8 protein-coding genes are annotated in these 8,277 nt (G+C 72.6%); 6 read left to right on the forward strand and 2 right to left on the reverse strand.

Annotation, left to right across the window (positions count from 1 at the left end; genetic code table 11):
- Positions 1 to 321 precede the first annotated feature (321 nt).
- Together ACLQ24_RS14805 and ACLQ24_RS14810 are read right to left on the reverse strand one after the other, a co-directional pair.
- The gene (locus tag ACLQ24_RS14805; RefSeq protein ID WP_425892056.1) at positions 322 to 549 is read right to left on the reverse strand and encodes a DUF6244 family protein; all 228 of its coding nucleotides are present in this window, start codon (positions 547 to 549) and stop codon (positions 322 to 324) included.
- A gap of 192 nt (positions 550 to 741) precedes the next feature.
- Positions 742 to 1,158: a GntR family transcriptional regulator gene (locus ACLQ24_RS14810; RefSeq protein ID WP_425892058.1), complete on the reverse strand. Its 417-nt coding sequence runs from the start codon at positions 1,156 to 1,158 to the stop codon at positions 742 to 744.
- A gap of 261 nt (positions 1,159 to 1,419) precedes the next feature.
- Between ACLQ24_RS14810 and ACLQ24_RS14815 the strand changes: the two genes are divergently transcribed.
- The 6 genes from ACLQ24_RS14815 to ACLQ24_RS14840 all read left to right on the forward strand — a co-directional run.
- Positions 1,420 to 1,758 carry a DivIVA domain-containing protein gene (locus ACLQ24_RS14815; protein ID WP_425892075.1) on the forward strand — a complete coding sequence of 113 codons (339 nt, stop codon included), beginning with the start codon at positions 1,420 to 1,422 and terminating at the stop codon, positions 1,756 to 1,758.
- The gene (locus tag ACLQ24_RS14820) at positions 1,755 to 2,015 is read left to right on the forward strand and encodes a hypothetical protein (protein ID WP_425892060.1); all 261 of its coding nucleotides are present in this window, start codon (positions 1,755 to 1,757) and stop codon (positions 2,013 to 2,015) included. Before ACLQ24_RS14815 ends, ACLQ24_RS14820 begins: the two co-directional genes overlap by 4 nt.
- Positions 2,012 to 4,042: a hypothetical protein gene (locus ACLQ24_RS14825; protein WP_425892061.1), complete on the forward strand. Its 2,031-nt coding sequence runs from the start codon at positions 2,012 to 2,014 to the stop codon at positions 4,040 to 4,042. The genes ACLQ24_RS14820 and ACLQ24_RS14825 overlap by 4 nt, the downstream gene beginning before the upstream one ends.
- 98 nt (positions 4,043 to 4,140) lie before the next feature.
- Positions 4,141 to 5,829: an acyl-CoA mutase large subunit family protein gene (locus tag ACLQ24_RS14830; protein WP_425892062.1), complete on the forward strand. Its 1,689-nt coding sequence runs from the start codon at positions 4,141 to 4,143 to the stop codon at positions 5,827 to 5,829.
- A 164-nt stretch (positions 5,830 to 5,993) separates the two neighbouring features.
- Complete coding sequence (locus ACLQ24_RS14835; protein WP_425892064.1) at positions 5,994 to 6,917, forward strand: tetratricopeptide repeat protein; 924 nt, start codon at positions 5,994 to 5,996, stop codon at positions 6,915 to 6,917.
- A gap of 85 nt (positions 6,918 to 7,002) precedes the next feature.
- Positions 7,003 to 8,277 (forward strand): arginase family protein (locus tag ACLQ24_RS14840; protein ID WP_425892066.1); only part of this gene is annotated, 1,275 nt, incomplete at its 3' end.

An 8,277-nucleotide genomic window follows, 5' to 3' on the forward strand; every position in this document is an offset into this window, starting at 1 on the left:
TGCGGGCTTTGACGGAACCCCATGTTGCCACGGCACCAAGAATGACACCCATGTTCGCCTTGGGGATCGGTGGAAGGAACTCCGAAACGCTGGCCCAGGCGGTGCCGGCTGCGGCTCCACCGACGGCTATGTCGTCTGAGCCAATCCTCCGTCGTCTGCTTGGTGCGGGGGCGGCGTTGATGTCGCGGGATCGGGCCGCGTTGCGGAGGTCTGCTGCGGGCACCGATGGTCGGAGCTGCGGTATCACGGCGGGTGGCTGGCTGGATTCGCTGCCACCACCCGCACTCAGTTTCCCAGTGCGCGGACCTTCGCGATAGTCGCCTAGATCTGCTGCTTCGTCACCGGCATGCGGCTGGCCACCTGGCCGACAGCTTCGGTCAGCCCGCCAATCTGACCGGTGAGCTGCTCCGAACCGCCCTCCAACGCCCCCGCCACGAGCGTCCGAGCGTCGGCGGTGTCCTGCTTCGCCGCCAGGAGTTTGGCCTGCGCCTCGTCCAGCTTCTGCGATGCAGCGGTCAACCGCGTGATGATCTGAGCCGCGCTCAACATGCCCTCCCCGGTCCATCGCGTCCGGCCACTCGCCAACGCGATCAGTTGACGGCAGCTTACGCAACGGAGTCATCTCGTGCGTTCCCGTCAATGTCCGGCTGCGCCGGCTGCTGGGCGCGTGACTGTGGCGAGTTCGGGCAGGCGAGAAGGCGGCGCGCGAGTTTGGTCCCTCGATTAGCCCGGTCCGGCGGCTCAGCCGTGTTTCGGGCGGGTCAGCTTGACCTCGTCGCCCGGTAGCAGCTCCACGTCGCCCTGCGGGCTGTGAACCTCAAGAATCGGTACGCCCTCGTCGAGCTGCATGCTCCGGCGCTCGGCCCCACTCGGCATCCGCGCGATGACCGATCCACCTGCCATCAATTCGACCTGCCGTCGCTCCGGTTCCTCGCGGACATAACTGCCGTGTCCACGGACGGTGTTGACCAAGCCTTCGGTGCGCAGCAGCGCGATCGCCATGCGAACCGCCTCCCGGCCGATCCCGTACTCCTGGGTCAACCGCGCCTCGCTAGGCAGGGCGGTGCCAGGTACAAGATCCCGCGACTCGATGCGCTGCCGTAGCAGGTCCGCGAGCTGCACATAGACCGGCGTGTGAGAACGCGGATCGATGGTCATGGCGCATAAGCCTTATTCCCCCGTACGGCCAACTGGTTGTGCCCCTGAGCCCCGGTACGTATAGTCGCAGTGACTGTCGGTGCTCGGGTGAAAACCGCAATGACAACCCGATGCCGTTGAACTGCCTCGCTGCCGTACCGCCCGTCGATGCTGCGGTCGCGGGGCGGGGTGGGTCTGCCCGTGCGCGGCGGGTGGCCCCACCCCTTCCAACCCTTTCGACACCGAATCCCTACGACAGAGAGGGAGGTCGTTGTGCGATTGATCCGCCGGTTACTCGGTCGACCTGAGCACGCCCGACCCGCCCGACCCGCCCGGCACGCCCGACACCCACGCCGGCCGGGCTGCTATCGCTCGGCCGCCTACCGCCCACTACGACCGTGGCAGGTGCGGGAGCGGCAGTTCCGCTGGACCCGGTTCGGCCGGCGAGGGCTCGACCCGGGGGAGGTGCAGGAGTTCCTCGACCGGGTCGCTACCGACCTGGCCACCGCCTACCAGGCGCTCAGCGACAGTCGGCGCGAGGCCGCCCGGATCCGGGACGCGTTGCGCTCCTGGCAGTCCGCGCAGGCCCGACACCGAGTAAACGCGGGGTGGTACCGGTGACCAACGGCCGGGAGCGGTTCGTCGTCCACCTGCCGGTGGTCGCCGGGGACCTGCCCGGCGCGGTCCGGCTGGCCCGGGTGTTGGCCCGCTGGGCGGGGGTGCTGGCCCAGGCCGATCCCGGCGAGACCACCGTCTCGGCCGAGGACGACCAGGGCGTACGCCATCGGGTCTTCTGTGATGTGCGGCTGACCGGCGGCCGGCGCTGCGTGCTGCGGGCCGACCACGACGGCCCCTGCGCCCGGCGGCTGACCACGTGAGCGGGCCGCCGGTGATCACCTGCCCGACCTGCGCTGGGCTGACCTTCAAGCTGGAACCCTGCCAGTGCCGCGACGGCGGCAACCGGCTGCTGGTGGAGTGGGACGACGTCGCCGACACGGCGTTCCGGGACTGCCAGCTCTGCCGGGGGACCGGCACCCTCGCCGTCGGGTGCTTCGACTGCGGGCAGCGGGGCCGGCGTCGGGCGCAGCTCGTGCTCACCGTCGCCAACCTGGACACCGGTGTGGTGGCCTCGCGCAACGTCGTGCCGGGCAGCCTCACACCGACCCGTGGCCCCGACGGTGGCTGGTGCCTGGCGCTGGCCCCGCTGCGGGACGAGCTGACCCGGGAGGTCGGGGCGGCCGGCCTGGTCGATCGGCGGCGGCCGTGGGAGGAGGCCGACCTCGTCCTGGCGCTGGGCCGGTCGTGGCGGCCCGACCTGCCCGCCGGGCGGCGGGACGAACTGGAGGCGCAGGCCATCGTCCGGGGGGACACCCAGCCGTGGCGGCTCTACCTCGGGCGTACCCACCTGCCCCCAGCGGAGACCGCCGCGCAGACCCTCGGACGGTTCTGTGGGCTGGCCGAGCTGCTCTGCCTCGACCTGGTGATCGAGGCCCGTCGTGACGACTTCTTCGGGGCCACTTGGCACGTCCGTTTCGAGGTGCCCGGAGGCGACGTACCGGAGGAGACCCGCGGGTGCGCCACCGACCTGCCGGCGGCGCTGGCCCGGACCACCGTCGCGGACGCGCTCGCCTGGCTCGGCGAACGGGGGCTGCACGCGCCCGCGTACACCGTCGCGCCCCGGCCGGTCGACCGGCCGCCGCCCCCGGCCGCCGACCCGGACCGGCTCGCCCGTCGGGTCCGGGCCGACCTGGACCGGGCCCCCGCCGCGCAGGCCATCTGGCGAGACGGTCGTTGGTGGCACACCCGGCTGGTGCCCGGCGGCACCACAGTTGTGCTGCACGGGCGGGCCACCGGGCAGGTCTCCCGCCGGCCGACTACCGTGTTGCGCCGGGCCGGGGAACCGCCCGCGCCGTCCTGGCAGGGCACCCCGATCGGGTACGTCGACTGCACCGACTGCGCGCCGGGCAGCAGGTTGCAGCGCTGCGACTGCGTGGCCGACGGTCAGGTCGCCGCCCCCGGTTGCGCCCGGTGCGTCGGTGCCGGGTTCGCGCCCTCGGTCTTCCCCTGCGACACCTGCCGGGGCAGCCGCCGCCTCCACCGGGGACTCACCGTCACGGTCACCGACCTGCACCGCCGGGCCCGGCACGACACCTGGCTGCCCCGACCAGGGGAACCGACCACCCCGCTGGAGCGGCGCCTCCACCAGCTTCCAGGCCGCTACCGGCTCGCCGACCAGGCCACCGACTTCGGGGTACGCCCGGACGACCTCACCGAGGCCGATGGCGGCCAGCCTCTCGACGTCATGCTGCGGGACGGGGTCGGCATGGCCCCACCGGAAGTGGACCCGGTGCGGCACTTCGTGACCCGGACCGCCGCCGGCCGGCCCGGTGCTCGGCTGATCGTCGTGGCGCGCACCCCCGACGTCCCGTCACTGACGGAGCTGTTCCGGCTCGCCCTCGGGCTGCGACTGGCCGTCGCCGTCACCGTCCGGTGCGACAGGTACGAAGCCACCGACCCGCCGGGCTGGCGCGGATGGCAGTGGGGCATCCAGTTGCTTCCGCCCGGCACGCCGGCCGACCGGATCGACCCGCCGGTACGTCCGACTGTCGAGGCGGCCATCGCGTTCTGCCTCGATCATCTGGACAACGCCATCACCGAGGCCGCCCCCGTGGAGGTTGCCCAGCCCATCCCGGTGCCGCACAGTCCTGCCCTGCCTGGTCCGACGGTCGACCCGCTGCCGCTGATCCGCAAGCTCGCCGTGCACCACCCCGGCGAGCAGGTGGTGGTCCACCTGGACGGGGGCTGCTGTCAACTCCACCTCGGGGATCCCACCGCCCGCCGCCTGCTCGCCCGCGCCCACCACCTCCGTGACGCGGTGCGCGCCCTCGACCTGCCCCCACCCTGAATCACCGGTGACCCGCCGGTACGGCGTGACTTAGCGATCGTTCAGGCGGGGGCTCTACACTCGAATTCCAGTCCAGGAACCGAGGAGGAGCCCTGCGCATGGACGCCGACGAGATCGCCGCCGGACGGGCACGCTGGCAGGCCCGGTACGACTCCGCGCGCAAGCGGGACGCCGACTTCACCACGCTCTCCGGGATGACCGTCGACCCGGTCTACGGGCCGCCCGAAGGCGCCTCCTACCCGGGCTTCGAGCGGATCGGCTGGCCGGGCGAGTACCCGTACACCCGGGGTCTGTATCCCACCGGCTACCGCGGGCGGACCTGGACGATCCGGCAGTTCGCCGGCTTCGGCAACGCCCAGCAGACCAACGAGCGCTACAAGATGATCCTCGGCGCCGGGGGTGGCGGCCTGTCGGTCGCGTTCGACATGCCGACCCTGATGGGCCGCGACTCGGACGACCTGCAGGCCCTCGGCGAGGTCGGGCACTGTGGTGTCGCCATCGACACCGCCACCGACATGCAGGCGCTCTTCGACGGCATCGACCTGGCCGGCGTCACCACCTCCATGACGATCTCCGGCCCGGCCGTGCCGGTGTTCTGCATGTACCTGGTCGCCGCCGAGCGGCAGGGCGCCGAGCTGTCCACCCTGGACGGCACGCTCCAGACGGACATCTTCAAGGAGTACATCGCGCAGAAGGAGTGGCTGTTCGACCCCGAGCCGCACCTGCGCCTGATCGGCGACCTGATGGAGTACTGCGCGGCCGAGATCCCGCGCTACAAGCCACTGTCGGTCTCCGGCTACCACATCCGCGAGGCCGGCTCGACCGCCGCGCAGGAGTTGGCGTACACCCTGGCCGACGGCTTCGGCTACGTGGAGCTCGGTCTCTCACGCGGGCTCGACGTGAACGTGTTCGCGCCCGGGCTGAGCTTCTTCTTCGACTCGCACCTCGACTTCTTCGAGGAGATCGCCAAGTTCCGTGCCGCCCGCCGGATCTGGGCCCGCTGGCTGCGCGACGTCTACGGTGCCACCAGTGAGAAGGCGCTGTGGCTGCGGTTCCACACGCAGACCGCCGGGGTGTCGCTCACCGCGCAGCAGCCGGTCAACAACGTGGTGCGCACCGCCGTCGAGGCGCTCGCCGCCGTGCTCGGCGGCACCAACTCGCTGCACACCAACGCCCTGGACGAGACGCTCGCGCTGCCCACCGACGAGTCCGCCGAGATCGCCCTGCGTACGCAGCAGGTGCTGATGGAGGAGACCGGCGTGGTCAACGTGGCCGACCCGCTCGGCGGCTCCTGGTACGTCGAGGCGCTGACCGACAAGATCGAGGCCGAGGCGGAGGAGATCTTCGCCCGGATCCGGCAGCTCGGCGGGGAGGGTCCGCACCAGATCGGCCCGATGACCTCCGGCATCCTGCGCGGCATCGAGGACGGCTGGTTCACCGGCCACATCGCCGAGTCGGCCTTCGTCTACCAGCAGGCACTCGAGAAGGGCGACAAGAAAATCGTCGGCGTCAACTGCCACACCGGCACGGTCGCCAAGGAGCTGGAGATCCTGCGCATCTCCCACGAGGTGGAGCTGGAGCAGCGCCGGGTGCTCGCCGAGCGCAAGAGCGGCCGGGACTCCTCGGCGGTCCGCGCCGCGCTGACCCGGATGATCGAGGCCAGCCGCACCGACGAGAACATGATCCCCGCCATGCTCGACGCGGTCCGCGCCGAGGCGACCCTCGGCGAGATCTGCGACGCCCTCCGGGCCGAGTGGGGCACCTACCGCGAACCCGCCCGTTTCTGACCGATACCGCCACCCCGGCGATTCGCGCGGTCGCTGCCTGACGGACGCCCCGTCTCGGCGGCGGGAACTGCCCGATCGCCCGGGGTGGAGTGGGGCGTGAGAGTTGCAACGTCGGAGTTGTGGGTGAGCCGGGAATCCGGGCTCGCGTGCGAGACTAGGTAACCATGAGCGACCCACGGATCACCTCGTCGATCTTCACCCGCGGCGCGGTCGACCTCAGCACGCTGCGCGGCCCCGCACCAGCCAGTACCCGCCCCGGCACACCCCCGCAGGGCGGCCCGTCCGCCGGCGTACCGGGCGCACCGTCCGCCGGCGGCAACGCCTCCATCGTCGACGTCACCGAGGCGACCATCCAGTCCGCGGTGCTCGAGCAGTCGATGGCCCTGCCCGTCATCGTCTTCTTCGGCGCGGCTGGCTTCCCCGAGAGCGACGAGTTCGCCCCGGTGCTCGATCGGCTGGCCGCCGAGAGTGGCGGCACCTGGGTGCTGGCCCGGGTAGACGTGCAGGAGAACCCGCGGATCGCCCAGATGTTCCGGGTCCAGGGCGTCCCGATGGTCTACGCGGTCGTCGGCGGCCAGCCGATCGACGCCTTCTCCGGTGTGGTGCCCGAAGCCCAGCTCCGCCAGTGGATCCAGGCCGTGCTGAAGGCCGGCGGCGTGACCGTCGCCGAACCGGAGGACCCGCGCCTCGACGAGGCGGACGACGCGCTCATGAGCGGTGACCTGGACGCCGCCGAGCAGGCGTACCGCAAGATCCTCGCCGACGCTCCCGCGGACGCCGCGGCCACGGCGGGCCTCGCCCAGGTCGGCGTGGCACGCCGGATGGCAGGCGCTGACCCGGCCACCGCGCTGGCCGCCGCCGAGACTGCCCCCGACGATGTCGCGGCCCAGTTGCTGGCCGCCGACATCGAGGTGCTCAGCGGGCTGGCCGAGCAGGCGTACGCACGGCTCGTCGGCCTGGTCCGGCGCACCGCCGGCGAGGACCGCGAGACGGTCCGCCAGCACCTGGTGTCGCTCTTCTCCATCGCCGGCCCGGACGATCCGGCGGTCGCCTCGGCCCGTCGGGCCCTGGCCAGCGCCCTGTTCTGAGACCGCAGCACGATCGTGAGTTCGTAGTACGCCAGCGCGGGCCGGCGTTTTCGCCGGCCCGCTCCACCACCGGGGACGGGAGCTCGTGATGCGCCGGATAGCCGTCCTCGACGCGCCGACAAATCTCGGCCTACGGCCACCGACGTCGACCTCCGTGCCGGGCTGCGCGAAGGCGCCCGGCGCGCTGCGCGACCACGACCTGCTGGCCCGGCTGCGGGCCCGCGACGCCGGATGCCTCACCCCACCCCGGTACGACCCCGGTGACTGGCGGCCCGGCGACGGCGTGTGCCACGCCCGGGAGATCGCCGACTACTCGCTCGCGCTCGCCGAGCGGATCGGCTCGATCATCGACCGGGGCGAGTTCCCGGTGGTGCTGGGTGGCGACTGTTCCGTGCTGCTCGGGTCCGCGCTCGCCATGCACCGGCTCGGCGAGGCGGTCGGCGGGCGGATCGGGCTGGTCTTCGTCGACGGGCACTCCGACTTCCGGCACCCCGGCAACGCCTCCTACGTCGGCGCGGCAGCCGGGGAGGACCTGGCCCTGGTCACCGGGCGCGGGCAGGCCGACCTGGCCGCGTTGGAGGGCCGCCGGCCCTACTTCCGTGACATCGACGTGGTGGTGCTCGGCATCCGCGCGCAGGACGAGTACCGCCTCGACCTGCAGGCCGCGGGGATCACCACCCGGCCGGTGCCGGCGCTGCGCGCCGAGGGCGCCGCCCGTACGGCCCAGTGGGCGCACGAACAGCTCGCCGACTGTGCGGGCTACTGGGTGCACATCGACGTCGACGTGCTCGACCCCGCGGTGATGCCGGCCGTGGACGCCCCCGACCCCGGTGGCATCGCCTTCGCCGAGCTGGAGATCCTGCTCGCCGGCCTGGTCGACACACCACACTGCCTCGGCGTCGAGTTGACCGTCTTCGACCCCGACTACGACCCGGACGGCTCGTACGCCGCCGAGATCGTCAACACCGTGGTCGCCGGTCTGGCCCCCGTCAGCGCCCCGCAGGCGATGCCACCACGACTGCTGTCGCCCCGGCCCCCGCCCACCCGCCGCCGTAGCAGCAGCCGGCCCACGCTCGCCCCCGAGCCGGCGGACGCGCCCCGCCCGGTCCTCGACGGCAAGGGGCCGCACGACGAGACCCGGCCTTCGGGCGAGCGCGGCATGGAGGTCGCGGGTGGGGTGCCCCGCAGCGTTGTCGTCGCGCCCCGGTCGGAGTCGGTTGACCCTGCCGAGCGGACCGGCCTCGCGGAGCCGCCGGATCCTCCGGAGCCGGCGGACCGTGCCGAGCCGGCGGACCGTGCCGAGCCGGCGGACCGTGCCGAGCCGGCGGACCGTGCCGAGCCGGCGGACCGTGCCGAGCCG

The organism is Micromonospora sp. DT4 (genome assembly GCF_049841675.1).
GTDB lineage: Bacteria > Actinomycetota > Actinomycetes > Mycobacteriales > Micromonosporaceae > Micromonospora.